Here is a 25,968-nt window from a genome sequence, read left to right on the forward strand (position 1 = left end):
AAAAGTTTTTATAGACGCCCGTGTGGCATGCCGTGTTCCGGTCCACCGGTGGAGACAAGGATCAGAAACTCACGTCCCTTCAATTGGTCACCGCCGGGCCCATTGGCAAAGCTAAAACTTAGCACCTGATCCATCCATGCCACCATGACGGGCGGTGCGGAGTACCAATAGAACGGAAACCGAAGCACGATCCTGTCATGTGCCAACGGCAGGGCTTGTTCGGTTTGAATGTAAAAGCGTATTTGGCCGCTGCCGATAGCAGGGATATCACAAGCTACCCCTGTAACCCATGTTTCTTGATTTTGTTGTAAAGTGTTCGGGTGGTCATCCCCAGTTCTTCGGCTGTCTGCGCGCGACGAAACCCGTTGCGAGCCAGCGCGTCGGCTATCCAGTCGCGCTCGGAAACTGATACGCGGCCCGGCGCATCCTTGCGACGTGGCTTTGTTTTTTCCGCGTGAGGTCGACGCAAGAAATCTATATCTTTTGAATTGATTGTTGATCCATCAGATTTTCGAACCGCGCGTTGAACTGCAAAAAACAGCTCTCTCATATTGCCAGGCCAATTGTGCTCCAGCATGAGCCGCAGCGCCGCGTTTGAGAATTTTGGAGTCTCTCTACTTATCTGTTTTCCGATATGCAGTGCCAGTTCTGGGATGTCATCAATACGCTCACGAAGAGGCGGCAAGTGAATTTCATGGCCGGAAACCCGATAATACAGGTCCTGCCGAAAGTCCTTGGCTTCGACCGCGTCCAGCAGCTTCGGTGTTGTAGTAGAGACAATCCTTGCATCAGCCTTGCGTAGCGTATGATCCCCGATACGTTGAACCACCTTTTCATCGGTGAATTTCAAGATCTTCCCCTGATGCTCCGGTTGCAGCGCGGCAATTTCATCAAAGACTATTGTGCTGCCAGACGCTTGCTCCAAGGCGCCGCGCTGACTGCCAACGCCTCCAAACGCCCCGGGTGCGGTACCAAGTAGGTGGATGCTGCCTTCAGCACCTTCGAGGGCAGGGCAATCCACAACCACAAGCTGCCGTTTCGCCGAAGGCCCTGCTGTGTGCAGTCTCTGAGCTGCCCTGCTTTTTCCCGTTCCGGTCTCGCCAACCAGCAAAACAGGGATATCCTCGTAGGCGAGGTCATCCAACTCCTCGCGGATCATCCGCATCGCGAAAGATGATCCGACGAGATCGCTGTCGGAGTCTACGGAATTGGCTTTGATGCGCGACAGGTTGGGAATTGACGTAAAGCCCTTTGTAACCTCGCTGAGCGTTTGCTCCACGGGTAGTCGATCAAGTGTCGAACCGGCCACAAACCCCTGCACGCCGCAAATACGCGTGATTGCGAGCGCTTCTTCTGGGGATGTAATGGGGCCGCCGTGGCAGAGCTTGTCGACCGAAGATGGCACACCTGCAAGGACCCGTTCTATCTGAGCTGCCGCAGTCTCAAGCGTCAGATGCGTATTGACCCCTGTGTCGCCGCTGGTGAAACCAATATTCACACAGATCGCAGTTGCTCCGGCATCGACCATTTTGCGGGCTTGCGCGTTGGTTTGGACATAAACGAAAGCGCCAAGCCCGACCTTAACCGCCTCTTGAACCAGTGCGACCTCGCGGTCCAATCCCAGACCTTCGCGTTGGATCAGAGCACCCAGCCGTCCGTCGATTAGTGTCGTTGACGGGAAATTGCACACACCCGAAAAGCCAAGGTTTTTAGCGCGCATCACCAGATCGGTGATATTCAATGCCGGGTCACTCACGGAAAAGCCAGCATAGATCGGCGCGTTGCATCGCCCCAGCATTTCACGTTCAGCAAATTCGACGACCCAGTCATTGGCTGCCCGTACGGGTAAAAAACTGGTGAGAGAGGAGGCACCCTGAACTCTAAACCGACCGGCGTTGAGGGCCAGGAGGTAGTCCGCGCCCGCCTTGTCAGCCGCTTTTGCCGTCAGTCCCGATCCGACGACCGCACCGAACAGAAATCTCTTGTCGCTATCGTTCAATTTTCTGCCTTGCACCAGACCAACCCATCGACATCAAGCGTACTAAGCGGCACGACCTGTTCGTGCCACTCTGAGGTGTAAGCAAAAATAGTCGCGTTTTCCGCTTCGGCTTTGATTGTCTCAATCAGGCGCTGTAGCGACCCCAAAACCATTGCACCGCTTTCTACGCTTCCGACATTCAGCAGACCGGGATGCAAAACCAATTGCGAGAGGCCGGATTTCAACGCCAAGCGGGCCTGATCAAGTGATAGAAAAAAGGCTAAGGTCCTAAATCCTGCCTCATTGGCGCGCGCGAGGAATTTATACTCAAACTCGGGCGAGGCCGGGATGGTCGACATAGACTGCTTTAGCGACCCATCCAGCAGGATCGAAGAAGGCCAATTGGTGATACCGAGATAGCCATGTTCATATAGTTGCCTGAACATCGCCACCTCAGAGCCGAAAGGGTCACTTGCCAACAGCGCTGCCCAATCTCCTTGTCGGCGGCTTTCTCGGATGACGCGGTTGTGGTCCAGTCTCGGCATCACGAAGGCCAAATCTGCCTGCCTTGCAGTCAATCCACACAAAGCCGGACAGAATATCCGATCGGACAGAGTTTGATTCGAGGATCGCGTGCCGGTGAGGGTTAATTTGTTCATAGGCCTGTATAGGAAAAAAACACCAGAAAAGAGAAACTATTTCTTAATTTTTCCTACTGCGAATTTACCAAAGCACAATTCACCCACATAAAGCACTGTTAAGATTAAAAGTTTTTTCTTCAGCATTTTGATGGCCGATCTGCGCATTTTCCGAAATTTGCGCAATTATTGCCATCAACGGGAGGAACCATGACTTTATTTCTGATCGTCACCCTGAATGGGCTGACGCTTGCAGCACTCTATTTTCTGGCCGCCAGCGGTTTCAGCCTGATCTTTGGGCTGATGCGGACGGTGAACATGGCGCATGGCGCTTTGCTTCTGCTGGGTGGCTACGTTGGGTACAGCATTGTCGAGGCCACAGGCTCATGGGGCTTGGGAGTTGTGGGCGGCGGACTGGCGGCGGGTCTGGCCGGTGCCATCGTGCAGGCGGGGGTTTTGGGCTGGATGCAGGGGGATGAGCTCCGCCAGACCCTCGCGTCGATCGCCATCTCGATCATTATGGCGGATCTGATGTTGTGGCACTGGGGCGGTCTGACCTATCAGGTCGAGTTGCCCGACTTGCTGGCCGGAGGGCACCGTCTGCCGGTGTTGGGTGTCGGATATGCCACCATTCGTCTGGCTTTGATGGGCTTTGCGCTGGCAACCGGCGTCGCCCTTTGGTTCCTGATCCAGCGCACGCGGTTTGGTGCGGTGATCCGGGCTAGCGTGGATGATCAGGACATGCTGCGCGCGATTGGATATCCGATCAATCGCATCTTTGTTCTTGTGTTTGCGTTGGGTGGGATGCTGGCCGGAATGGCAGGTGTCGTTGCGGCGAGTGCTCTTTCCATCGCGCCGGGTACGGACCTGCAATTCCTGCTCTCTTCGCTGGTGGTCGTAATTGTCGGCGGCATGGGTTCGATCGGCGGGGCGGCTCTCGGTGCCTTGCTGGTTGGTTTAGCCGAGCAGTACGGATTGGCCTACGCGCCGACCTATGGCGTTGTGTTTACGTTCGCGATCATGGTGTTGGTTCTGGCGGTACGGCCTCAAGGGCTGATGGGGAAGGCCGAGCTATGAAGCAAGCCCTGATCCTGATACCTCTATTGGCCCTGCCGTTGGTACTAAACGATTTCTGGCTGACACAGGTTGCGACGCGGTCTCTGATCCTTGGCGTGATGGCATTGAGCCTCAGCTTTCTGGCGACCTATCTGGGCGTGGTGTCTTTCGCACAGGCCACAATGGCGGGGATCGCCGGGTACACGATCGCTTATTTCGGCCCGAATACGGTGGGTGTTGGAACGCCGCTTCCGTTTTGGGTGACCATTCCCATGGCGCTGATTTTTGCCACGTTGTCCGGTGCTCTGGTCGGGCTGATCGCGCGCCGGTCGCGCGGCATCTATGCAATCATGATCACCTTGGCGATCGGAGTTGCGTTCTTCTACTTCACGCGCCAGAATTACACGCTGTTCAACGGATGGACTGGCTTTTCGGGCGTTCGTGCACCAGAAGTCGCAGGTGTCAGCCTGCGTAACCCGCTGCTGCTTTACCTGCTGTCGCTGTCAACAGCCGGAATCGCCTTGGCGCTGGTCAGTGGTTTTGTCCGGTCGCCGCTGGGCTTGACCATTCAAGCAGTCCGCGATGCGCCCGGTCGAGTGCTGGCCTTGGGTATATCGGTCACGACGCCGATTGTCGCCGCCTTTGCCTTCTCGGGGCTGCTGGCCGGGGCAGGGGGTATTCTGAACGTCTGGTATCAGGAGCGCATCTCATCTTTCTCGGTTGGTCTGGGGCCGATCATCGACATCCTGATCATCTCGGTCATCGGTGGCCTGCGCCATCCTGGTGGAGCGTTTGTTGGAGCCGTCGTCTTCGTCCTGCTCGACACATTTGCCGTCGATCTGATCGACCGTGAACGGTTCAACACTCTGATTGGCGTTGTGCTGTTGTTGATTGTCATCGTGGCCCCCGGCGGGCTGCAGCAACTGGCTCAAGACTGGGCGGCGCGGCTGCGTAGTCCTCAGGCAAAACCAAAACAAGCATCTGAGCACTCATAGGGAGGAACCTGAAATGAATAAGCTCAAACTGGCCGCCTCGGCTCTTGCGCTCTGCGCAATGTCGGTTCCGGCATCCGCCGAAGACGTCAAGGTTGGCGTTATCTCGATCCTTGAAGGCGCTTTCGCGGCGTTGGGACAAGACGGTATTCGCGGTGCAGAGCTGGCGGTGTTGGAGACCGGAGGAGAGGTTGACGGCAACAAGATCGAAGTCATCACCATGTCGTCGGACGCAAGCCCGGACAGCGCGGTGAATGCGGCCCGCAAACTGATTGAGCAGGATGGCGTAGACATCATCGTTGGCCCGCTGTCCGGTTCTGAAGGTCTTGCCTTGCGAGATCTGTCGAAATCCTATCCCGGCGTAACTTTCCTGAACGGCTCGTCAGCTGCTCAGGACACCACGCTGCGTGATGGGTCTGACAATTTCTACCGCTTTGGCGGAGACGGCGCACAGTGGATGGTCGGCGTGGGCGACTATGCTTTCAACGACATGGGTTACAAATCGGTGGCAATCGTCGCCGAGGACTATTCCTTCCCCTACACGCAGGTACTGGGCTTCATGACCGAGTTCTGTGAGGCAGGCGGCAAGGTACCCGAGAAATTCTGGACCCCCATCGGCAACAAGGACTATTCCTCGGTCGTTTACTCGATCCCGCAGGATGTTGATGCGCTGTTCGTGGCGCTTGGCGGCGCGGATGCGGTGAACTTCCTGACTCAGTACAGTCAGGCGGGGGGCGACAAGCCGATCATTGGTGGTTCGATTACCATCGACCAGTCGATCCTTGACAGCAAAGGTCCGTTCAAGAAGCTGCTGGTGGGGGCGCCTGCAGGGACACCTACGGTCAGCGACTATGACGGAGATGAATGGAAAGCCTTTACCGCCAGCTACACCGAAGCCTTCCCGGATGGATTCTCGGCCCCGTCGATCTTTGCGCATCACTACTACATGAGCGCCAAGGCTGCGGTGATGGCTCTGGACGAGGTGGATGGTGATCTATCTGACAATCATGCGGCTTTCCGAGCGGCGCTGAATGATCTGACCTTCACGACGCCAACAGGCGGCACCATGCGTCTGGACAAGAACCGCAACGGGATTATCGATAATTTTGTGACCGAAGTCTACGAGCGCGAAGACGGTACGCTTGGCAACCGGGTCGTTAAAGTTGTGCGTGACGTCGACCAACTGCTGGGACAGGACGAAGAGGCGTTCTTGGCCTCGGGTGCGGTCAGCAGGGATAACCCTTCGTGCCCGTAAACCACTCACATACCAACGCCAACGCCCTGGAGGTCCGGGGCGTAGGCAAACGCTTCGGCGGGTTCTGGGCGGTTCAGGGCATTGACTTGACTGTCCGCCCCGGCGAGCGTCGCGCGATCCTTGGGCCAAACGGCGCGGGCAAGACCAGCCTGTTCAACGTTCTGACCGGAGATACCAGCGCGACAACCGGTTCGATAACGCTGTTTGGTGACAGTGTGACACGTAAGCCGATCAACAAACGCATTCAACGTGGCCTGCGTCGGACGTACCAGCACGCGCATCTATTCAACGGTCTGACCGTGCGCGACACGCTGTTTCTGGCCGTGGCCGGAGTGCGTGGCGGGTGGTTGCAAGTGCTGCCCCTGCGCGCCAGCGATGAGCGCATGACCGAGGCCGAACGTCTTGCTGAAATTGCCGGCGTCACAGACGTTCTGGACCGCGAAACATCAGAACTGAGCCACGGACAAAGACGCCAGCTTGAGATCGGGATCGCGCTTGCTGAAAACCCGAAGGTCCTTTTGCTGGATGAACCGGCCGCCGGGCTTTCTCCGGCAGAACGTCCCAAGCTCAGCGCGTTGCTGATGTCCTTGCCCAAGGATGTGACGGTTGTTCTGATCGAACATGATATGGATATCGCCCTACAGACCTCAGAAAGCGTATCCGTCCTCTACAACGGCCGGATGCTGGCCGAAGGCTCACCCGATGAAATTATGCGGAACGAAGAAGTTCACCGCGTCTATATCGGAGGCGCACATGGCCACTGATACGTTGCTTCAGATCAGCGGATTGGATCTGCGCTATGACTCCAGCCATGTGTTGCACGGGGTGGATCTGAGCCTCGGGAACCGACCGCTGGGCATTTTGGGCCGCAATGGCATGGGCAAGACCAGTCTTTGTAATGCCATCATGGGACTGCACGCGCATTCCGCTGGCGAAATTCGGTTCGATGGCGTGGACATGACTGGTCTGCCACCTGAAAAGCGCGCGCAGATGGGGATCGGGTATGTTCCGCAGGGGCGGCGTGTGTTCCGCTCGCTCACGGTTGAGGAACATCTCAAAATTGCCGAGCGCAAAGGTGGCGCGTGGTCGATCGACCGGGTTTATGAAACCTTCCCGCGCCTGAAAGAACGCCGTCGCAACTTGGGCGATCGCCTGTCGGGCGGTGAGCAACAGATGCTGGCGATTGGCCGGGCCTTGTTGCTGAATCCGCGTCTGATCGTGCTGGATGAGCCCACCGAAGGTCTGGCCCCCGCTATTGTTTCGGACGTGATCGACCTGATTGGTCTCATTGACCGCGAAGGCATCGCTGTCCTGCTGGTCGAACAGAACATGCACGCCGCATTGGCCGCGGTCGATGACGTGGCCATCATGGTCGGCGGAGAAGTTGTCGAGCGGATGACGGCAGACGCCCTGGAAAACGATGCAGCAATGCAAAAGCGTCACCTGGGGCTTGAGCCCGGGCAATCGGGTTAAGGGAGGAGGAAGAATGACAAAAAGAGCTTACGTGATCGGTACTGCCGATACCAAAGGGCCAGAGCTTCGTTACGTGCGCGACCTGATCGATGCAACAGGGATGGAAACCGTGTTGGTCAATGTCGGCACCAAAGGCGGCGAGGCGGGCGTGGATGTAACCGCAGCAAGTGTCGCCGCCTGCCACCCCGACGGACCTGCGGCTGTGTTCGTGAACGACAGAGGGCAGGCCGTGACCGAAATGGCCAAGGCGCTGACCGCTTTCGTACTGGGTCGGGAAGATCTGGGCGGCGTCATCGGGCTTGGTGGGTCTGGCGGGTCCGGCATCATCGCGCCGGCCATGCAGGCTTTGCCCATCGGGGTGCCGAAAGTTCTTGTATCGACGCTCGCATCCGGTGACGTCTCTGCCTATGTGGGCGCGTCGGATGTGAACATGTTCCACCCAGTGACGGATGTGTCTGGCCTGAACCGCGTCTCGCGACGTTTGCTGGGCAATGCGGCCCACGCGTTGGCTGGGATGATGGCCAACGAAGTGCCAGAGGCCGCCGACGATCGCCCCGCATTGGTGCTGTCCATGTTCGGTGTCACAACCCCTGCCGTGCAAGCGATAACCGAAGGTCTGGGCGACAACTACGACTGTTTGGTCTTCCATGCCACCGGCAGCGGTGGCCGGTCGATGGAACAACTGGTCGATCAGGGCGATGTGGCCGGTGTCATCGACGTCACCACAACCGAGATTTGCGACCTGATCGTTGGCGGAATGCTTAGCGCGGGCGAAGAAAGACTGGACAGCATCGCCCGGACCAAGCTGCCATATGTGGGCTCTTGCGGGGCGCTGGACATGGCCAATTTCTGGGCACCCGAAACAGTGCCCGCGCAATTCAAGGGGCGGAACTTCTATCACCACAATGCACAGGTTACCTTGATGCGTTCGACCCCCGAGGAATGCGCTCAGATCGGTGTCTGGATCGGTGACAAACTGAACGCCTGTGACGGGCCGGTGAGGTTCCTGCTGCCTCTGCGTGGCGTGTCGGCGCTGGACGTCGACGGCGGAGCTTTCCATGACCCGGCGGCAAACGAGGTACTGTTTCAAGCGCTGCGGGATACCGTGAAACAAACTGCTGACCGGCAATTGGTCGAGCTGGACATGCATATCAATGATTCAGCCTTCGCCGAGGCGGCAATCAGCAACTTCAATGAAATCTTCAATAAAAAGGATAACTGAGATGGCAGTCACAGGACGCGCAGAAATCCTCGGTCGCCTTCGGGCGAAAATCGCGGCAGGCAAGGTCATTGTTGGTGGTGGCGCTGGCACTGGCCTGTCCGCCAAATGCGAAGAAGCAGGCGGCATCGACCTGATCGTAATCTATAACTCGGGTCGCTATCGCATGGCGGGGCGCGGGTCTCTTGCGGGCTATATGTCCTACGGCAACGCCAATGAGATCGTTGTCGACATGGGCCGAGAGGTTTTGCCAGTGGTCCAAAACGTACCGGTTCTTGCCGGGGTTAACGCCACCGATCCGTTTTGCATCATGGAGAAATTTCTGGACGATCTGGCCGCGATGGGCTTTGCGGGCGTTCAGAACTTTCCGACTGTTGGCATCATCGATGGCCGTTTCCGACGTGAACTTGAGGCGACTGGGATGTCCTATGACTTGGAGGTCGACATGATCGCCAAGGCCCATGAACGCGACCTGCTTACGACCCCTTACGTGTTCAGCGCGGATAACGCGGCAGAGATGGCCAAAGCAGGTGCAGATGTGATCGTCGCGCATTTTGGCCTGACGACCGGAGGTTCGATCGGGGCAGGGGACAGCGCACCAGACATCGAAGAATGCGCACGCCTTTACAACGAATGGGCAACTGCCGCGCGAACATATCGCGATGACCTGATCTTCATTTGCCATGGCGGACCATTGGCTGAGCCCGAGGATGCACAAAAATTCCTTGACCTTTGCCCCGATTGCCATGGCTTTTACGGTGCGTCATCAATGGAGCGCCTGCCTACTGAGCGAGCAATCGCAGGCCAGACCGCCGAATTCGGAAAACTGCGCCGCGGCGCGCGCGTCACAGAAGGAGCAACACAATGATCCGAGCCTATTCCTCAACCATCATCGCTGTGCCCGTTGATCAGGTCTGGGAGCGCGTGCGAGATTTCAACGGTTTGCCCAACTGGCACCCTGCTGCGACCGACAGTCGAATTGAAGAAGGTCGCGCCAATGGAGAAGTTGGCTGCGTTCGCAACTTCGCGCTTGCTGATGGGTCCGGGCGTATCAGAGAAACCCTACTGTCACTGTCGCATACGGATCGAACACTCTCTTATGACATGCTGCCAAACGGTCCACTTCCATTTGTGAACTATGTCGCAAGAATGAAGTTCTCGCCGATCACGGACCGCGACGAAACCTTCGCTGAATGGTGGGCAGAATTTGAGGCAGGAGATGGTCAAACGGATCATTGGCACAAATTCGTCGAAAATGACGTCTTTCACGGAGGTTTCAGAGCGCTGGAAGTCAGTTTCTCGGAGAGAAAATAGACCGATCCTGTATTGCGACTCTGGCCAGTCAGGAAAATCCTTCGGCGAAATACTCAAGATATCGCTTGTCCGAACGACCAAGCGGCACACCGTTAATCCATGGCATCGCCAATAGAGGAACCCGCACCACTCCCAGATGGTGCGTATACCTTCATTTCTTTACATCGGGATAGTGGCGGAGAGACAGGGATTCGAACCCTTGGTGGGCTTGCACCCACAACGGTTTTCGAGACCTTTTCCGACAGGTTTTAAGTGAGTTTGACTCTAATAAAACTAGGGCAGGGCGCCTCATTTAGAAGCAAAACCGGCATAGTTTGCGGCAGGGATTGGCATAGAAATACGTCATAGTTCAGGGCCTCCGGAATAAGATTTATTGAAGCTGGAAATCGCGTGGTCTCAGGCGACTCAAGAGTATGCATAAAAGTTGTGGCACCATTGAAAACTTGAGTAACTCATGTGGTTGCCTGAAACACCTCAATCAACCCTCTCACGCTACCACTTATGGCTTTACTGCTAAAAAATTGATCTACTTTGAGTGATTTCGGTTTCTACATGTTTAATGCAGTTCAAATCATTAATGAAATCTGGGGCCGCGGAGGTGGCAGACGGCGCCAAGACGGCCCGTCACTTCGCATCGTCGCCGAAACGGCGACAGAATCTGAGGTCATTGCCGCTCGGGTTCGCGTTGAATGGACCAAAACTCAGAGTAAAAAGCTGGCGGGTTTTGAGACGAGACAAGATCTGGTCCATTGGTTGAATGTTGGCGATTTCCAGTTATCCGACACATGAGACGGAGCAGTTCAGGATGCTCTAAAGGTATTTTCAAACGGAGCGTTTCTGTTCTTTTGGAATGACGACTAAATCGAGCTTGCTGACCAACGTCTGAATGCTCTTGGAGAAAACGAGGCTGTATTTCTGCAGCTTTTCCCAATGAAAGGGGGACTAGAGCAGTCGTTAAGCTCAATATTTGAGAAAGATCGTATTTCGCGGTTTGCAAAACAAGTTAAGCCCGGTGTTTTGCCAAAACTCGGCATCGAACCAATTGATTCACTTTTGGGGTTTCCTGCTGAACACCTACCCAAGGACTCTGACCAGAGCGATCAGCCCGAAGAAATTCGTGCCCTCGGCACGAACCTCAAAAACCTCTCAGACAGAATGTTCTGCTTCCGCGTTTGAAGAAGACCGAGTGTTTCAGTCTGGACGATATGCATCTGAGGGTGCAGGGAAAACGGCAAGCATATCTGATTCATTTGGGTTCTGCGGCCGTTCTTCTGGAAGACAGTCGAAAGCACGTCTGCATCGTACCGGATGGAAAGCCGAAAAAAGTTGCGTTGCCGTTCGAAGGGGATGCGACGCTCTCGACAATTCTGAGCAAGGCATTCCTGTTGGCCGACGATGACAAGATCACTGATCCGGTTATTTTTAACCAGATTTAGCGGTTGGGACGCCTGCGGTTACGCATTGGGGTCGGCAGGGTATCAACAAATTCGTCCGCGATGCGCGAGTACACCAGTCTCAAAATGTTGGAGTTGCGACGAGTACAGGATACCTTCTTTACTCCGGGTCAGTGAAAGTAACATATATGAAAGCGAATATGTTGAAGTGCTAAACCGCGATTTGCTATCGGTTCGAAAAAGTCCCGCATGGCAATATGAAGTGCTAAGGTACATTGGTAATTGAATTTATTTGTGCTGCTGTATCCAGTTTAGTTCGTTTTATTTGAAACCAATTGACCGAGGGCATGTGATGGATTTTTTTGTTGATGGGCTAAATGGCATCCTCTGGAACTATGTCCTTGTCTACGGCCTGTTGGGGGCCGGGCTCTATTTCACGATCCGGTTGGGCGCTCCGCAGTTTCTTCATTTTGGAGAAATGCTGCGTGTCATCACGTCAGCCTCCAGCACTGATAAGCGCGGTATCACGCCGTTTCAGGCCCTGACGGTTAGCCTCGCGTCTCGGGTCGGCACCGGCAACCTTGCCGGAGTAGCTGTCGCACTGACCCTCGGCGGACCCGGTGCCATCTTTTGGATGTGGATGGTGGCACTGGTTGGTATGGCGACGGCGTATTCCGAAAGCACTCTGGCGCAGTTGTATAAGGTAACATCCAAGTCCGGAGATTACCGCGGCGGACCGGCCTTTTACATCTCGAAAGGGCTTAACGCGCCTTGGGCGGGCGCTTTGTTTTCCATCTGCCTGATCCTCAGCTTTGGTCTCATCTTTGTTGCGGTTCAGTCCAACTCGATCGCCGAGGCACTGAATGGAGCATTTGGTATTGAAAAACTCTGGGTGGGGGTTGCCGTTGCTGCTGCTGCGGCGATTGTGATTTTCGGTGGCATCAAAGCCATTGCCCGTGTCGCCGAAATTCTGGTTCCATTTATGGCAGGTGCATACCTGCTGATCGCGCTCATCGTGATGGCTCTCAACATTACCGAAGTCCCGGGCTTATTATGGTTAATCGTTTCCAGCGCCTTGGGTCTGCAAGAAGCCGCAGGCGGTGTCGCGGGCGGCGTAATGGCGGCCATGCTGAATGGCATCAAACGCGGCTTGTTTTCGAACGAGGCTGGTATGGGCTCCGCCCCGAATATCGCTGCTGTAGCCACCCCATCTCCGCATCATCCGTCAAGTCAAGGACTGGTGCAGGCGTTCGGGTGTTTCGTCGATACGATACTTGTGTGTACGGCAACCGCGCTGTTGATCCTGTTGTCCGGGGTTCTGACGGGCGACGGGACCACGGGTATGCAGCTGACGCAAAACGCGCTGGATGTTCATCTGGGGCCAGTCGGCACATATTTCATCGCAATTGCGATCATATTCTTCGCGTTCACTTCAATCTTAGGAAACTACTCGTATGCCGAGAACGCCATGACCTTTCTGGGCCTCGAAGGCAAAATCGCCATCACAGCGCTGCGTGCGGCTTGCCTGGGAATGGTGGTTTGGGGTGCGCTGCAAACCGTGGCGACCGTTTTCAACTTTGCCGATGCTGCGATGGGTCTTATGGCGGTTATCAATCTGACCGCGATCCTGCTGTTGTCGGGTACAGTCTATCGTCTCACCAAAGACTATTTCAGCCAGAGAAAGGCTGGTCAGGAGCCGATTTTCGTTCTGGAGAATTTCGAAGGTACGACAGATGGAGTTTCCCCAAAAATCTGGAACGAAGATGCCCAAACAGATTGATATCGCAAAAATCCAAAGTGCTCTGGACGACATCGCAAGCCGAATGGCAGGTGAGTCTGATCGTGGGGAAGTGGCCAGTTATATCCCGGAATTGTCGCGTGTACCCCTGAACCAATTTGGTATCGCGGTCGCTCCGCTGAACGGTCCACCGATCTTTGCGGGTGATGCCGATGTGCCGTTTTCCATACAGAGCATCTCAAAAGTGTTCGCTTTGGTCGTGGCACTGGGGCATGTTGGCGCGACGTTGTGGCGGCGTGTGGGGCGCGAGCCGTCCGGCGATCCTTTCAACTCGATCGTTCAGCTTGAATTCGAACGCGGCAAACCCCGAAATCCGTTTATCAATCCCGGTGCAATTGTGGTCTCAGACGTAATACTCGAACACGAATCTGGCGAATTTGGTCGGCACCCGGTTCTGGAACTTTGTCGCCGCCTGGCAGACGCCCCTGACATATCGGTCGATGAGGAGGTCTTTGCGTCTGAGGTCAAGACCGGCGATCGCAACCGGGCATTAGCATACTTCATGTTGGCCGAGGGCAATATCAAAGGCGAGGTGAAAAAAGTCACCGAAAGCTACTTTCGTCAATGCAGCATCGCCATGACTTGTCGCCAGCTTGCTGAAGCGACGCGGTTTCTTGCCTCCGGCGGTGAAGGGCCCGATGCGGAAATTGCAGGCGTCACGCCTGAGCGTACCCGGCGCATCAACGCACTTATGATGACTTGCGGTTGCTATGACGCTTCCGGCGAAGTCGCCTTTCGAATTGGTCTACCCTGCAAAAGCGGTGTCGGAGGCGGTGTGGTCGCTATTGCGCCGAGTGTCGGATCAATCGTCGCATGGAGTCCCGGATTGGACGAAAAAGGAAACTCTGTGCTCGCCCTCAAGGCTATCGAAGAATTGGCGCACGGGCTGGGTTGGTCCGTCTTTTGAGGCGCTAATTTGAGGTGCCCAAGCCACATTGATTTGCGCTGCGAGCGACACTTAACGGGTTTTTATCAAAAGCATTCGCGAGCGTTGTAAAAGCAAACTTTTTTATTCTGAACTACCCACAATAGGACATTCTTTCTCAGTGTCGCAAGCTACTAAAATAGGCCTGTGTGGACACATTTTTTCATTAGAATAGTGGCGGAGAGACAGGGATTCAAACCCTGGGTGGGCTTGCACCCAAATCGGTTTTCGAGACCGTTTCCGCCAGTTTTTCAGAGAGTTTGATTCTAATAAAATAAGGGGTAGGCGCCTCATTTGGAAGCAAAATCGGCATAGTTCGCGGCAGGGGGTGGCATAGAAACACGTCATAGTTCATGGCCACCGGAAGCTACTAATTTTTAGAAGCTGCTTTCGGTGAAAGGCACCTGTTTTAATCCGTAAACAACAAGGACAATTCCTCGTCGACCTAAAAGGCGACTTAAACCGCGAAACACTCGGCGAAGACTTTTGCTTCGCGGACATAACGGGTGCCCCGATGAACATGGGGCGGCAGAATGAGTATTCTACCACCCTTTTTGTGCCGACGACCTCAGCCTACCGAAAGCTCTGTGATTTCACGGCGGAAGGGCAGGGCGTCACCTAAATCTCTGCCATCAAGCTCCCGCGCATAACGGTGACCGGCATAGGTTGCCCAGGCGATCGGTCCCGGTGCGTTGGCGTCACCAATTATTTTGACCGACTTGATACCTGCATCCGTCCATTCGGCCTCGCGCGCTTTCAGGTCATTGAATACGGCGTTGTTTTCCAACCGTGACGCCACCATCACAACGGCATCCGCCTCAATCTTCCAGGTTCGGTCGGAGTAGACGCAGTTCGAGACCACGTGATCCGGGTGAATTTCGGCGACACCTTGGTTGAGCACGATCTCGCCCCCTGCATCCACCAGCCGTTGATGGATGGCGATTTGCTCAAGCGTGTTGTTCGTCCAGTCACTGACATATGCCGACGGCGTGACCAGAGTCACTTTTGCACCGTTCTTGGCCAATAGTTCGGCCAGAACGCCGCCCATGTAATAGTGGTCATCGTCATAGACCACCACGCGGCCGGATGGGATGGTGCCGTCCATTAGATCGTCCGGTGTAAAAACCTTGGCACCTTCAGCAATCGGCATTGGAACAACGTGCTGACGTGAAACCCCATCGTTCCGCCAGGTAGATCCGGTGGCGATGCAGACGTTTTCAAAACCGAACTCCAGAATGCTCTCGGCATCCAACTCACTTTCGCGATAGATTTCCACGTTCGGACGTTGGCTCAGCTGGTAGTCACGATAGTCCACGACACGACCCCAGGCCGACAGTCCCGGCAGCAGGCGTTCGCGGGCCACGCGTCCGCCGATCACATCGCGCGCCTCGGCCACCGCGACATCGTATCCCCGACGACAAAGCGCCCAAGCGGCCTCAAGCCCTGCGGGGCCAGAACCTACGACCAGCACATTTGAGCTTTCGCCCTTTTCGTTCATCTTCTCTGGATGCCAGCCTTTGCGCCATTCTTCCATGAATGTCGGGTTCTGGGTGCAGCGGCTGATCGACATGGTCATATCGCCGGTGATGCAGATGTTGCAGCCGATACACTCGCGGATGTCTTCGATCCGACCTTCTTCGATCTTTTTCGGCAAAAACGGATCAGCGATTGAGGGGCGCGCGCAGCCGATGAAATCCAGCGTGCCGGACTTGATCATCTTGGCCATCACATCGGGTGAGGTGAACCGTCCGACCCCAACGATGGGCTTGTCAGTCAACTCGTGAATGCCACGCACCAATTGTTCCTGCGCAGCCTCTTCCTTGAACCGCGAAGGGCCGGAACAATCCTCCCATGTGCCCTGCGCCAAATCCCAAAGGTCGGGCAGGTCTTTGTTCATTTCGATGTAGTCGCGAACCTCGGCATTTGAGAAACCCAGATCCCCAATGGTTTCATCCAATGACACCCGAAGCGTGATCGCCATCGTATCGCCCACGGCATCACGCATATCAGCGATCACCTCTTGGCTGAACCGAGCACGATTTTCCAGAGACCCACCATATTCGTCGCTGCGTTGGTTGGTGGCCCGGCTGAGGAAGTGCTGGAAGATACCAAATCCATGCGCGCCATACAGACAGATCAGGTCAAAACCTGCTTCCTTCGAGCGTTTAGCTGCATTCACGAACCAACGGCGCAGGTCTTTGATGTCCTGCTTGTCCAAGGCACGCGCCTGCACCGGATCGTTGGTAAAGGTGCGGATCGGCATGGCCGACGGGGCCAGTGGGACTTCTTTGGTGTATAGGTTAGGTCCGTTGATGCCGGAATAGGCAAGCTGAATGCCGGCCAGCGCGCCATGGGTTTTCATCCGCTCGGACATCTTGCGCAATTGGGGGATGTCTTTGTCTTCCCACAGGCGGAGTTCGATGAACGGGGTGATTTCAGACGTGTGGTGCATCTCGCATTGTTCGGTAAAGATGACGCCCCAGCCGCCTTCGGCCTTGATGCCTCGCATCTCAGCTGCCGCAGACGGGTCGCGGTATCCACCACCGTTGCAGTGAGGCACCTGATAGAACCGGTTCTTGGCCGTTAGGGGGCCGATCTTCATCGGTTCGAACAGAATGTCGTAGCGTGGATCGCGCATAGCTGGCTCCTTGTGGCTGGCTGATGTGTTTGATGGGGCTGTGTCGCCCCGAATACAAGATTAGAGACCGGTGGCGACTTCGGTGATGGCGTCGCGCAGGATAGCTTCGATGCGATCAATCATCGGCTCGTCCATGATCAGTGTCGGAGACAGGATCAGAACGTTACCGAGGGGGCGAGCGACGAGGCCGCGCTTCTGACAAGCGCGCGCGACCTTCAGGCCCACCTGCGCTTCTGCCGGATGGCTTTCCTTAGTGATCCGGTCCTTAACGAACTCGATGCCCATCATGAAATGGCTGCCGCGTACTTCGCCGACAAGTTCTATATCGATCAGGCCGCGCAGGTTGTTTTCAAACTGTTTCCCGGTCCTCTGCACACGCTCGGGAATACCCTCCCGCTCCATGATTGCGATATTGGTCAGACCTGCAGCTGCAGCTGCTGGGTGGCCCGAATAGGTCATGCCGTGCAGGAACATACCGTCGGGGCCTGAGATGACCTCGTGAATATCGTCGGAAACAATCGTGGCAGACAGCGGCTGATAGCCAGAGGTCAGACCTTTGGCCGTGGTTATGATATCGGGCACCATGTCAAAAACATCTTCGGACGCAAAGAAGTGTCCTAGACGACCAAAGGCGGTTACGACCTCATCGGCAACGTACTTAATGTCGTTGGCCCGACAGACCTCCCACGCGCGCTTGTGATAACCCGCTGGCGCGGTCACAACACCGCCTGCGCCTTGGATCGGTTCTGCAATGAAGGCACAAATGTTCTCGGCGCCGATGCGCTCGATGTTCTGTTTCAGATCGTCGATGAGGGCGTCGAGGAACTCGGCCTCGGTCATCTCACCGCCTTCGCGCCAGTAATGGGGCGAGCGCAGATGATGCACAAGTTCACTGGCCGCGTGCCAGCCTTCAGAATAGCCGGGTGTGGTCATCGCCATCGCTAGATGGGTAGAGCCGTGATAGGCCCCATGCCGCGAGAGAACCAGTTTCTTTTCGGGCCTCCCTTTGCGGATATTATAATGATGCAGCATCCGGATGGCGCTGTCATTGGCGACCGAACCGGAATTACCAAAATACACGGCGTTCAAATGACCCGGCGCAAGCTGGGCAATCTTCTCAGCCAGTGCTGCCGCTGCAGGGTGGGTGAAATTGTAGAAGGTCGAGTAATAGTCCAGTGTTTTAAGCTGGTCAGAGATCGCCTCAATCATTTCCTCATTGCCGTGGCCGATGTTGACACACCAAAGGCCACCGATGCCATCGATCAGTTCATTGCCATCACTGTCGTAAACATATGCGCCCTTTGCGCGTGAGACCACTGTACGTGCGCCCTGCTGCTTCAACGCGTTCAGATCGGCGAAGGACTGAATCAGGTGTTCGTCCTGTGCAAGAATGTCGAGTGTATCTTTGGCCATGATCAACCTCTTTGTTTTCCCGATGCAATATTGCTGATCCGGCGAGGCCTCTTAGAAACCACGATCGTATTGGCGCTTGCATACCACTCTATTTTACAGTGAAGGTTACTTTGGCTGATTTAAGGGGTATATACCCCCAGGGGGGTATTAGAAATGTCGTCCATTCAAGCACCAGACGCTCTGTCAGCCGCAATACTGGCGGTCGGATCGGAGTGTTTCGGCGATGCGCTCTACACGTGGCTAAAATCAACTTTTTCTTTTGACAATTTCGCAATCATTGCTTTCTTTCAACACAGCAGTCCCCAAGTCCTAAAGACTCATGCGCAGGACAGCCGCGTTTTTGAGCGGATCGATAGCCACTATGTCAAAGGCGCTTATCTGTTGGATCCGTTTTATGGTCTGCATCAAAGCCGTGCCGCGGACGGTCTTTACAGATTGACCGATATTGCACCGGATCAGTTTCAACGGAACGAATACTTCAAATCCTACTACACAAATACGACGCTGACGGATGAGTTGGCCTTTTTCGCCGGTCTCAGTCCCGCAAGTTCTGTCACTGTGTGTCTCGGTAGGGATGCAACCACCGCATCGCGTTTTTCCAGCAAGGATTTCAACGCGGCCAAGAGTGTGGCGCCGGTTGTCAATGCGCTGGTGAAGAGGAACTGGCCCGACCTGAAGCCCGAGAATGAAAAAAAGTCGGAGGATATCGTCGAGCAATTACGGCAACGTTTATCTGATGAACAAACTATCGGATTAAGTCCAAGGCAGGCGCAGGTGGCGTTGTTGATCCTGCAAGGTCATTCGTCGATTTCTATTGGCCTGACACTGGGTATCAGCCCTCAGACCGTCAAGGTTCTGCGCAAGCAACTCTACCGCAAATGCCATATCTCTTCACAAGGCGAACTCTACCATTTGATCGCACCGTATCTTTCGGAAAGCGGGCTACAGACTGGGAAACAAGGGCAATTACCGACGGGTTAGTCAAAGCCTAATTAAGAGTAAGTTAGACAGTAATTTCGCCTTTTCCCAACTTGTGAAACCTTAACCCGGAAACGTGCAAAACGTGCTGGAGCGGCACAGGAAACGGTGCGCCAAGGTTCTGCTCTGGCGTCTTTAGTTTTGAAAATACAAGGCCTTCGGCCCGTTGTGGTCGTTCGTCCGTCCGGGCAGCAAAAAATGCACGAAGACAACGGCCTTCTCAGGTCAAATCGTGACGCAGTAATAGGGAACCGACACATGTCCATTGAGAAAACGGATACGCTGGTTGTTGGAGGCGGGCAGGCGGGTATCGCGCTGAGCGAGCACCTTGGAAACAACGATGTGCCCCATATCATTTTGGAAAAGAACCGCACCGCCGAGGCGTGGCGCACTGGTCGTTGGGATGCTTTGGTCGCAAACGGCCCGTGCTGGCACGATCGTTTTCCCAGCCTCCATTTCAAAGGGGACGATCCGGATGCGTTTGTGCCCAAGGACCGTGTCGCCGAATACCTCGTCGAATATGCAGAAATGGTGAAGGCACCAATCCGCGAGGGTGTTGAGGCGCTGAAAGCCGAGCGCTTGCCCGGCAAAGGTGGGTTCCGCGTTGAGACGACCGCCGGTGAAATCCATGCCAAGCGTATTGTCGCCGCTACAGGCGCTTTCCAGCACCCGGTTATTCCGCCCATCGTGCCGGAAACGGCTGGCGTTGAGCAACTTCATTCTTTTTACTACAAAAATCCTGAGCAACTGGCCGAAGGCGCAGTCATGGTTGTGGGCGCTGGTTCGTCCGGCGCGCAGATTGCAGATGAGTTAAACCGCGCCGGTCGCAAGGTTTTCCTATCTGTTGGTCCGCATGACCGCCCCCCGCGTCGCTATCGTACCCGCGACAACGTTTGGTGGTTGGGCGTTCTGGGTCTCTGGGACATGGCTGCACAAAAACCGGGAACTGAACATGTTACGATCTCGGTCAGCGGTGCACATGGCGGGCACACGATGGATTTCCGCCGCTTGGGGAATGAAGGTGTGACCCTTACCGGGATGACCAAGAGCTTCGAGAACGGCGTTCTCAGCTTTGCCGATGATCTCCAGAGCAATGTCGCAGCAGGTGATGCCAACTACCTTGAAATGCTGGATATGGCAGATGCCTATATCCAGCGCACTGGTATTGATCTACCCGAAGAGCCCGAGGCGCGTGAGCGGTTTGCTGATCCTGACAGCCTAACCAACCCCCTGACATCGGTCGACTTTGCCAAGGAAGGCATCAAAACAATCATTTGGGCGACAGGCTTCCGTCAGGATTTCAGCTGGATCAAAGCAGACGCCTTTGATGCTAAAGGAGCGCCAATCCATCAACGTGGCGTCTCGGTTGAACCCGACATTTATTTTCTGGGCCTGCCTTGGCAATCGCGACGCGGTTCGACCTTCATTTGGGGCGTTTGGCACGATGCGAAATACATCGCTGATCAGATCGCAATTCAACGAGCATATGCCAAATATGACGGTGAAGCGGCCATCGTCGCACCCGCAGCAGCAGAATAAGCAGTCAGGACTTCGAAATGGCGCATACACGCATTCGCAAATTCAATACCAAAGAAACCTACCCCGAGCAAAACCTGGACAACGACCTGTGTCAGGCAGTTGTGACACAGGGCGGTAAGACAGTTTATCTGCGCGGCCAGTGCCCACAAAACCTGGATGATGCAGTCAATATCGACAGTCATGATCCAGTCGAACAGACCCACAAAGTGATGCAGAACATTAAGCAATTGATCGAAGAGGCCGGCGGCTCGATGGAGCATCTGGTCAAGGTGGTCGTCTACATCACCGATGTGCGCCACCGTGAGGCTGTATATCGGACCATGGGCGAATACATCAAAGGTGTTCACCCTGTTTCGACAGGGCTGGTGGTACAGGCATTGGCGCGCCCCGACTGGTTGGTTGAAATCGACGGAACCGCCGTTATTCCCGATTGATCCACCTGATCAATCAAATTGACCGGACCGCGCCACTTGTTCTCCCCAAAAGAAGGCGCGATCCGGACTTTCTTTTTTCAGGAGAACCGAATGACTTTTTCGTTGGTCGCCCGCTGCGCTGATACCGGCATGTTTGGTTTGGCGATTTCGTCATCATCACCCGCCGTGGCCGCGCGCTGTTCCTATGCCCGGGCAGGTGTTGGTGCGGTTGCGTCGCAGAACGTTACAGACCCCAGCCTCGGTCCGCTGACGCTGGATCTGATGGAGCAAGGCAAGACTGCGCCTCAGGCGATCGACGCTATGAAAGCGCAGGCAAAGTTCATCGAATACCGACAGGTTCTGGCTGTGGATGATCAAGGTCGCACGGCGATCCATTCCGGCCCGAACAGCCTTGGTATCTGGACGCAGGCGCAGGCTGAGAATGTTGCCTCTGGCGGAAACCTTCTGGACAATGAAGGCATACCTCAAGCCGTCGTCGATGGGTTCCTGTCGTCTTCCGGGCATATCGGAGACCGCTTGATCGCCGCAATGCGGGCCGGTTTAGCCGCCGGTGGCGAGGCAGGCCCGGTGCATTCGGCTGGTATGAAGATCGTTGACAAGGTTAGCTGGCCCGTCGCCGATCTTCGCTGTGACTGGACCGAGGGTTGCCCAATCGAGGCTATCGCAACCGCATGGGATATCTACAAACCGCAACTTAACGCCTACACCCAGCGTGCGCTCGACCCGCGCGAAGCACCGTCTTACGGCGTTCCGGGCGACGAATAATCAGGGAGACACATAATGTTGGACAACACCCACGAGGATTGGAAAAGTCGCGCGGCTGGCCTGACGTTCCGAGGGCAAGCCTTTATCGACGGCAAATTCACCGATGCGGCATCAGGTAAGACCTTTGACAGTATTAATCCGGCCACGGGCGCGGTTCTGACCCCGGTCGCCGAATGTGACGAAGAAGACGTCAATCGTGCCGTTGCCGCAGGTCGTGTGGCCTTTGAGGATGGTCGCTGGTCGCGAATGGCTCCGGGTGACCGAAAGACGGTGATGCTGAAGCTGGCCGACTTGATCCGGGAAAACTTGGAAGAGATGGCGCTGCTGGATAGCCTTGATATGGGCAAGCTGGTGACGGATGCCGTGACTATCGACGCGCCGGGCTCAGCCCATTTCTTCCAGTGGTATGCCGAGGCAATTGATAAGGTCTATGATGAGGTAGCTCCAACCGGCCCCGGCGATCTGGCATTGGTCAGTCGTGTTCCGCTAGGTGTGGTTGGTGCAGTAACCCCCTGGAACTTCCCGCTTGATATGGCGACATGGAAAGCCGCCGCCGCGCTGGCCGCAGGAAACTCGGTGGTCCTCAAACCGGCTGAACAATCACCTTTGTCTGCACTGCGACTGGCAGAACTCGCGGCTGAAGCAGGTGTTCCAGATGGCGTATTCAACGTTGTTCCAGGTTTTGGTGTGACTGCAGGCAAGGCGCTTGGCCTGCACATGGATGTCGACTGCCTGGCCTTCACCGGGTCGACAGCAATCGGCAAGATGTTCATGCAGTATTCTGGCCAGTCAAACCTGAAACAGGTCTGGCCGGAAACCGGGGGCAAAAGCCCCAATCTTGTCTTCGCTGATTGCGAGGATTTGGATGCCGCTGCCGACATGGCGGCCTTTGGCATCTTTTTCAATCAGGGCGAAGTGTGCTCGGCGAATTCTCGACTCTATGTGGAACGCTCGATCAAGGACGCATTTGTCGAGAAAATGATTGCCCGCGCGCAGGCGATGCAACCGGGTGATCCGCTGGATCCAACCTCTAAAATGGGTGCAATCGTTGATGAAAAGCAAACACAGGGCATCATGCGCTTTGTGGAAGAGGGCAAGAAGACAGCCAATCTGGTGACAGGCGGTGAACGTGTCACCGTCGAGGGCAAAGGCTGCTTTGTTCAGCCAACAATCTTTGATGACGTGGCCCACGACAATCCATTGGCTCGGGATGAGATTTTCGGCCCCGTCTTGTCAGTGATCCCGTTTGACACCGAAGAGCAGGCGGTGGCGATGGCAAATGACTCGATCTATGGGTTGGCCGCGTCGGTGTGGACCGACAACCTGTCCCGGGCTTGCCGGGTGTCTGACAAGCTGATGGCGGGGTCCGTGTCGGTCAACACGGTTGACGCATTGTCCGCGATGACTCCGTTTGGCGGTATGAAGCAGTCAGGTTTTGGACGTGATTTGTCATTGCACTCGCTTGAAAAGTATACTGCTTTGAAGACCACTTGGATTAAGTACCAGGCTTAATCCACGGCCAAGCGGAGATGCGCCATTGCCTTTCAGATACACGCTGCGACAGCTTGAGTATTTTGTTGCGGTCGGAAAGGCGGGCAGCATCGCTGCGGCCAGCGACAAACTGAACGTGTCGTCGCCGTCGATCTCAGCGGCGATCACGCAACTTGAGGTCGAATTCGGTGTCACGTTGTTTGTACGCGAACATGCGCGGGGGCTTTCGCTGACGAAGGCCGGACACAGGATCATGGAACGAACCGAGTTTGTTCTACGTGAAGCTGATCTTCTGGCAACGCTCGCCGGGGAAATCACAGGCAAGATTCAGGGCATTCTGTCCGTCGGGTGTCTTGCTACATTTGCTCAGTTCATTCTGCCGGGAATACGGCGAGATTTTGAACAAAACTACCCCGAGGTAAGGATCGAACAACGTGAGTTGAATCAGGCGGATATCTTCAGCCAGCTGCGTCGCGCTGAACTGGACATCGCACTGACTTATGATCTGGATATTCCGGCCGACCTTGAATTCCAGCCCTTGCACGAACTGCCGCCTTACGTGGTTCTGGGGGAAGATCACGCATTGGCCGGCCGTACCGAATTGACGATTTCAGACCTGCAGGACAGCCCCATGGTTCTGCTGGACCTTCCATTCAGTGGTGAATACTTCCTGTCGTTCTTCCGTGAGGCAAATATCAAGCCCAACATCGCGGAACGTACTTCGGACATGTCGGTGATGCGCTCGTTGGTTGCCAATGGTTTTGGGTTCTCCATTGCGAATATTCGCCCTCATAACACTTTGTCACCAGATGGGAAAAAACTGGCTTATGTTTCTTTGGCCGGGGAGTTACGCCCATTGCGTCTTGGTCTGTTGCGGGCAAAAGCTGAAAACGAAACAAACACTCTGAAAACCTTTGTCGAGCACTGCGCCCGCGCCGTGAAATCGGGAACGCTTCCGGGTTTGCATTCCTCAGGGAGCGAGTGATTGCTGGTCCTTAGAAATCTCCTAACCTTTGCTTCGTCATTCCCAGATTTAAGTATTCTGCCTGTTGTATAGGCTTTGCTTAAATCCCCGACACAGTGGGGATCAAACCGGTCGGCAACTCGAAAAGCAGGTTCAATTCGCATGACGTCTACACTGGGTATTCTCGATAAGCTGGTTGGCTTCGATACGGTCAGCAAGAACTCGAACCTTGAACTTGCCGCTTATGTCGAAGAGTTTCTGGAAGCTCGCGGTTTTGCAGTTCATCGCATCACCGATCCCGGTGGCGACAAAACGGGGCTTTATGCGGAAATAGGCCCTGCGGGAGATGGGGTTCTGCTGTCGGCACATACTGATGTCGCCCCAGTCGAAGGCCAAAGCTGGACCAGGGACCCGTTTCGCCTAACGCGCGAAGGAAACCGTGTCTACGGTCGTGGTACCACAGATATGAAAGGCTACGTGGCGTCAGTCATGGCGTTGGCAGACCGGACGGCCGGGGCTGACCTGCGAGAACCACTCAAGATCGCGCTGTCTTATGACGAGGAGGTTGGGTGCGTCGGCATTCAACACATGCTCGATCGGCTTGCCCCGATGCTGGGTCAACCCCGTGCGTGTTTCGTTGGCGAACCGACTGAAATGCATGTCGCTATCGGGCACAAAGGCAAAGCTGCACTGCGCGCTGTTTGCCACGGTCAAAGCGGGCATTCCGCGCTGGCCCCGAAATTCGTCAATGCGCTGTACCTTGCAACCGATTTTGTAACCGAGTTGCGAGCACTACAAGACGTCTATGCTAAGAGTGGAAACAGCGATCCGGCCTATTCAGTGCCTTATACGACCTTCCACGTGGGTATGCTTTCGGGTGGCAAAGCGCTGAACATTGTTCCCGACCGCGCTGAGTTGACTTTTGAATACCGTCATCTTGCCTCGGATTATGGCAAAGATATCCTTTCACAGATCCAAGACGCTGCGGTCAGGGTAGGGGCCCGATATCAGACACTAAGCCAAGAAGCGCGCATTGAGGTCGAACAGTACAACGCCTATCCCGGACTGGATGTTGTCGAGACCGAGGGCGTCATCGCTTACGCCCAGAAACTTGCCCAAAGCAACGTCACTACCAAGGTCGCGTTTGGCACCGAGGCCGGGTTTTTCAACGAGTTGGGTATTCCAACCGTTGTCTGCGGACCCGGTTCCATGGAGCGCCAAGGGCATAAACCGGATGAATACCTTGAAATTGATCAACTGAACGCGTGCGACGCTATGATGGATCGCATCCTCGACGATATCCGCCGCTGAGGCGCGGACGGTCAAGACAACCGGCTCAGGACGCAATCATGTAGAATTTGCGCAGGGTCCGGGTGATTTCCCATGTACAGGGCGTGCCCTTGGGCATGAAGAGCGTATCGCCTGCGGAAAACGCCTGCACAGTCCCGTCCGGGCTGGTCAGCTTCACGGAACCCGAGATGACGGTCATCATTTCATCGACAGGATATGCATCGAACACTTCAAGGCTGGGTGCACATTCCCAGACACCGGACAGAACCTTGCCGTCGGTGCTTTCGTAGAAACCGCTGATGCGTTCTGTCCGATCTTCCGTGGTGAAATCATCGGTGGAAACGGCAGAGGACGGAACAAAACCGTTTTCCGGGTGTCCGTCGGGCAAAAGCCGAATAGGCTTGCTCATGTTTG

26 protein-coding genes are annotated in these 25,968 nt (G+C 55.4%); 20 read left to right on the forward strand and 6 right to left on the reverse strand.

Annotation, left to right across the window (positions count from 1 at the left end):
- Positions 1–8: 8 nt before the first annotated feature.
- Genes GOW98_RS26020 through GOW98_RS05560 form a run of 3 tightly spaced genes read right to left on the reverse strand, consistent with a single transcriptional unit; the run spans position 9 to position 2,523 of the window.
- Positions 9–392: an NAD(P)H-dependent oxidoreductase gene (locus tag GOW98_RS26020; protein ID WP_302479248.1), complete on the reverse strand. Its 384-nt coding sequence runs from the start codon at positions 390–392 to the stop codon at positions 9–11.
- The gene (locus GOW98_RS05555; RefSeq protein ID WP_367646805.1) at positions 275–2,014 is read right to left on the reverse strand and encodes a phosphoenolpyruvate hydrolase family protein; all 1,740 of its coding nucleotides are present in this window, start codon (positions 2,012–2,014) and stop codon (positions 275–277) included. Before GOW98_RS05555 ends, GOW98_RS26020 begins: the two co-directional genes overlap by 118 nt.
- Positions 1,996–2,523 (reverse strand): phosphoenolpyruvate hydrolase family protein, encoded by a 528-nt coding sequence (locus GOW98_RS05560; protein ID WP_170330071.1) that lies wholly within the window; start codon positions 2,521–2,523, stop codon positions 1,996–1,998. The genes GOW98_RS05555 and GOW98_RS05560 overlap by 19 nt, the downstream gene beginning before the upstream one ends.
- A 303-nt stretch (positions 2,524–2,826) precedes the next feature.
- Here GOW98_RS05560 and GOW98_RS05565 point away from each other — a divergent pair, with 303 nt between their 5' ends.
- The 13 genes from GOW98_RS05565 (at position 2,827) to GOW98_RS05625 (ending at position 14,024) form a co-directional block, all read left to right on the forward strand.
- A complete protein-coding gene (locus tag GOW98_RS05565; RefSeq protein ID WP_170330072.1) occupies positions 2,827–3,693 on the forward strand; it encodes a branched-chain amino acid ABC transporter permease in 867 nt (288 codons plus the stop codon).
- Positions 3,690–4,667 (forward strand): branched-chain amino acid ABC transporter permease, encoded by a 978-nt coding sequence (locus GOW98_RS05570; protein WP_170330073.1) that lies wholly within the window; start codon positions 3,690–3,692, stop codon positions 4,665–4,667. The genes GOW98_RS05565 and GOW98_RS05570 overlap by 4 nt, the downstream gene beginning before the upstream one ends.
- 13 nt (positions 4,668–4,680) lie before the next feature.
- Complete coding sequence (locus tag GOW98_RS05575; protein ID WP_170330074.1) at positions 4,681–5,919, forward strand: ABC transporter substrate-binding protein; 1,239 nt, start codon at positions 4,681–4,683, stop codon at positions 5,917–5,919.
- Entirely contained in the window at positions 5,910–6,683 is a 774-nt protein-coding gene (locus GOW98_RS05580) for an ABC transporter ATP-binding protein (protein WP_170330075.1), read from the forward strand. Before GOW98_RS05575 ends, GOW98_RS05580 begins: the two co-directional genes overlap by 10 nt.
- Positions 6,673–7,392 carry an ABC transporter ATP-binding protein gene (locus GOW98_RS05585; protein ID WP_170330076.1) on the forward strand — a complete coding sequence of 240 codons (720 nt, stop codon included), beginning with the start codon at positions 6,673–6,675 and terminating at the stop codon, positions 7,390–7,392. The genes GOW98_RS05580 and GOW98_RS05585 overlap by 11 nt, the downstream gene beginning before the upstream one ends.
- A 13-nt stretch (positions 7,393–7,405) precedes the next feature.
- A complete protein-coding gene (locus tag GOW98_RS05590) occupies positions 7,406–8,614 on the forward strand; it encodes a Tm-1-like ATP-binding domain-containing protein (protein ID WP_170330077.1) in 1,209 nt (402 codons plus the stop codon).
- A 1-nt stretch (position 8,615) separates the two neighbouring features.
- Entirely contained in the window at positions 8,616–9,479 is an 864-nt protein-coding gene (locus GOW98_RS05595; RefSeq protein WP_170330078.1) for a phosphoenolpyruvate hydrolase family protein, read from the forward strand.
- On the forward strand, positions 9,476–9,925 hold the full coding sequence (locus GOW98_RS05600; RefSeq protein ID WP_170330079.1) for an SRPBCC family protein: 450 nt from the start codon (positions 9,476–9,478) through the stop codon (positions 9,923–9,925). The genes GOW98_RS05595 and GOW98_RS05600 overlap by 4 nt, the downstream gene beginning before the upstream one ends.
- A gap of 531 nt (positions 9,926–10,456) precedes the next feature.
- Positions 10,457–10,714, forward strand: coding sequence for a hypothetical protein (locus tag GOW98_RS05605; RefSeq protein WP_170330080.1), 258 nt, complete (start codon positions 10,457–10,459; stop codon positions 10,712–10,714).
- 141 nt (positions 10,715–10,855) lie between these two features.
- A complete protein-coding gene (locus GOW98_RS05610) occupies positions 10,856–11,101 on the forward strand; it encodes a hypothetical protein (RefSeq protein WP_170330081.1) in 246 nt (81 codons plus the stop codon).
- Positions 11,098–11,361, forward strand: a complete 264-nt coding sequence (locus tag GOW98_RS05615; protein ID WP_170330082.1) for a DUF7737 domain-containing protein — start codon at positions 11,098–11,100, stop codon at positions 11,359–11,361. Before GOW98_RS05610 ends, GOW98_RS05615 begins: the two co-directional genes overlap by 4 nt.
- Before the next feature lie 310 nt (positions 11,362–11,671).
- A complete protein-coding gene (locus tag GOW98_RS05620; protein ID WP_170330083.1) occupies positions 11,672–13,099 on the forward strand; it encodes an alanine/glycine:cation symporter family protein in 1,428 nt (475 codons plus the stop codon).
- Complete coding sequence (locus GOW98_RS05625) at positions 13,083–14,024, forward strand: glutaminase (RefSeq protein WP_170330084.1); 942 nt, start codon at positions 13,083–13,085, stop codon at positions 14,022–14,024. Before GOW98_RS05620 ends, GOW98_RS05625 begins: the two co-directional genes overlap by 17 nt.
- A 586-nt stretch (positions 14,025–14,610) precedes the next feature.
- Here the strand turns inward: GOW98_RS05625 and GOW98_RS05630 are convergent.
- Entirely contained in the window at positions 14,611–16,680 is a 2,070-nt protein-coding gene (locus GOW98_RS05630; RefSeq protein ID WP_170330085.1) for an NAD(P)-binding protein, read from the reverse strand.
- Positions 16,681–16,740: 60 nt separating this feature from the next.
- The gene (locus tag GOW98_RS05635; protein ID WP_170330086.1) at positions 16,741–18,093 is read right to left on the reverse strand and encodes an aminotransferase class III-fold pyridoxal phosphate-dependent enzyme; all 1,353 of its coding nucleotides are present in this window, start codon (positions 18,091–18,093) and stop codon (positions 16,741–16,743) included.
- Positions 18,094–18,246: 153 nt separating this feature from the next.
- On the opposite strand from GOW98_RS05635, the gene GOW98_RS05640 reads away from it, so the two are divergent.
- The 7 genes from GOW98_RS05640 to argE all read left to right on the forward strand — a co-directional run bounded on the left by GOW98_RS05640 (position 18,247) and on the right by argE (position 25,575).
- Complete coding sequence (locus tag GOW98_RS05640) at positions 18,247–19,074, forward strand: helix-turn-helix transcriptional regulator (protein WP_170330087.1); 828 nt, start codon at positions 18,247–18,249, stop codon at positions 19,072–19,074.
- Positions 19,075–19,329: 255 nt separating this feature from the next.
- Positions 19,330–20,610 (forward strand): flavin-containing monooxygenase, encoded by a 1,281-nt coding sequence (locus tag GOW98_RS05645; protein WP_170330088.1) that lies wholly within the window; start codon positions 19,330–19,332, stop codon positions 20,608–20,610.
- 17 nt (positions 20,611–20,627) lie between these two features.
- A complete protein-coding gene (locus tag GOW98_RS05650) occupies positions 20,628–21,044 on the forward strand; it encodes a RidA family protein (protein ID WP_170330089.1) in 417 nt (138 codons plus the stop codon).
- Positions 21,045–21,134: 90 nt separating this feature from the next.
- Positions 21,135–21,809 carry a DUF1028 domain-containing protein gene (locus tag GOW98_RS05655; RefSeq protein WP_170330090.1) on the forward strand — a complete coding sequence of 225 codons (675 nt, stop codon included), beginning with the start codon at positions 21,135–21,137 and terminating at the stop codon, positions 21,807–21,809.
- A gap of 15 nt (positions 21,810–21,824) precedes the next feature.
- Positions 21,825–23,321 (forward strand): aldehyde dehydrogenase, encoded by a 1,497-nt coding sequence (locus GOW98_RS05660; protein ID WP_170330091.1) that lies wholly within the window; start codon positions 21,825–21,827, stop codon positions 23,319–23,321.
- 25 nt (positions 23,322–23,346) lie between these two features.
- On the forward strand, positions 23,347–24,285 hold the full coding sequence (locus tag GOW98_RS05665; protein WP_170330092.1) for a LysR substrate-binding domain-containing protein: 939 nt from the start codon (positions 23,347–23,349) through the stop codon (positions 24,283–24,285).
- 141 nt (positions 24,286–24,426) lie between these two features.
- Complete coding sequence (gene argE, locus GOW98_RS05670) at positions 24,427–25,575, forward strand: acetylornithine deacetylase (protein ID WP_170330093.1); 1,149 nt, start codon at positions 24,427–24,429, stop codon at positions 25,573–25,575.
- 25 nt (positions 25,576–25,600) lie between these two features.
- Here the strand turns inward: argE and GOW98_RS05675 are convergent, their stop codons facing one another.
- Positions 25,601–25,963 (reverse strand): cupin domain-containing protein, encoded by a 363-nt coding sequence (locus tag GOW98_RS05675; protein ID WP_170330094.1) that lies wholly within the window; start codon positions 25,961–25,963, stop codon positions 25,601–25,603.
- Between the last annotated feature and the right edge of the window lie 5 nt (positions 25,964–25,968).

Source organism: Ruegeria arenilitoris, from assembly GCF_013032445.1.
Classification (GTDB): domain Bacteria; phylum Pseudomonadota; class Alphaproteobacteria; order Rhodobacterales; family Rhodobacteraceae; genus Ruegeria; species Ruegeria arenilitoris_F.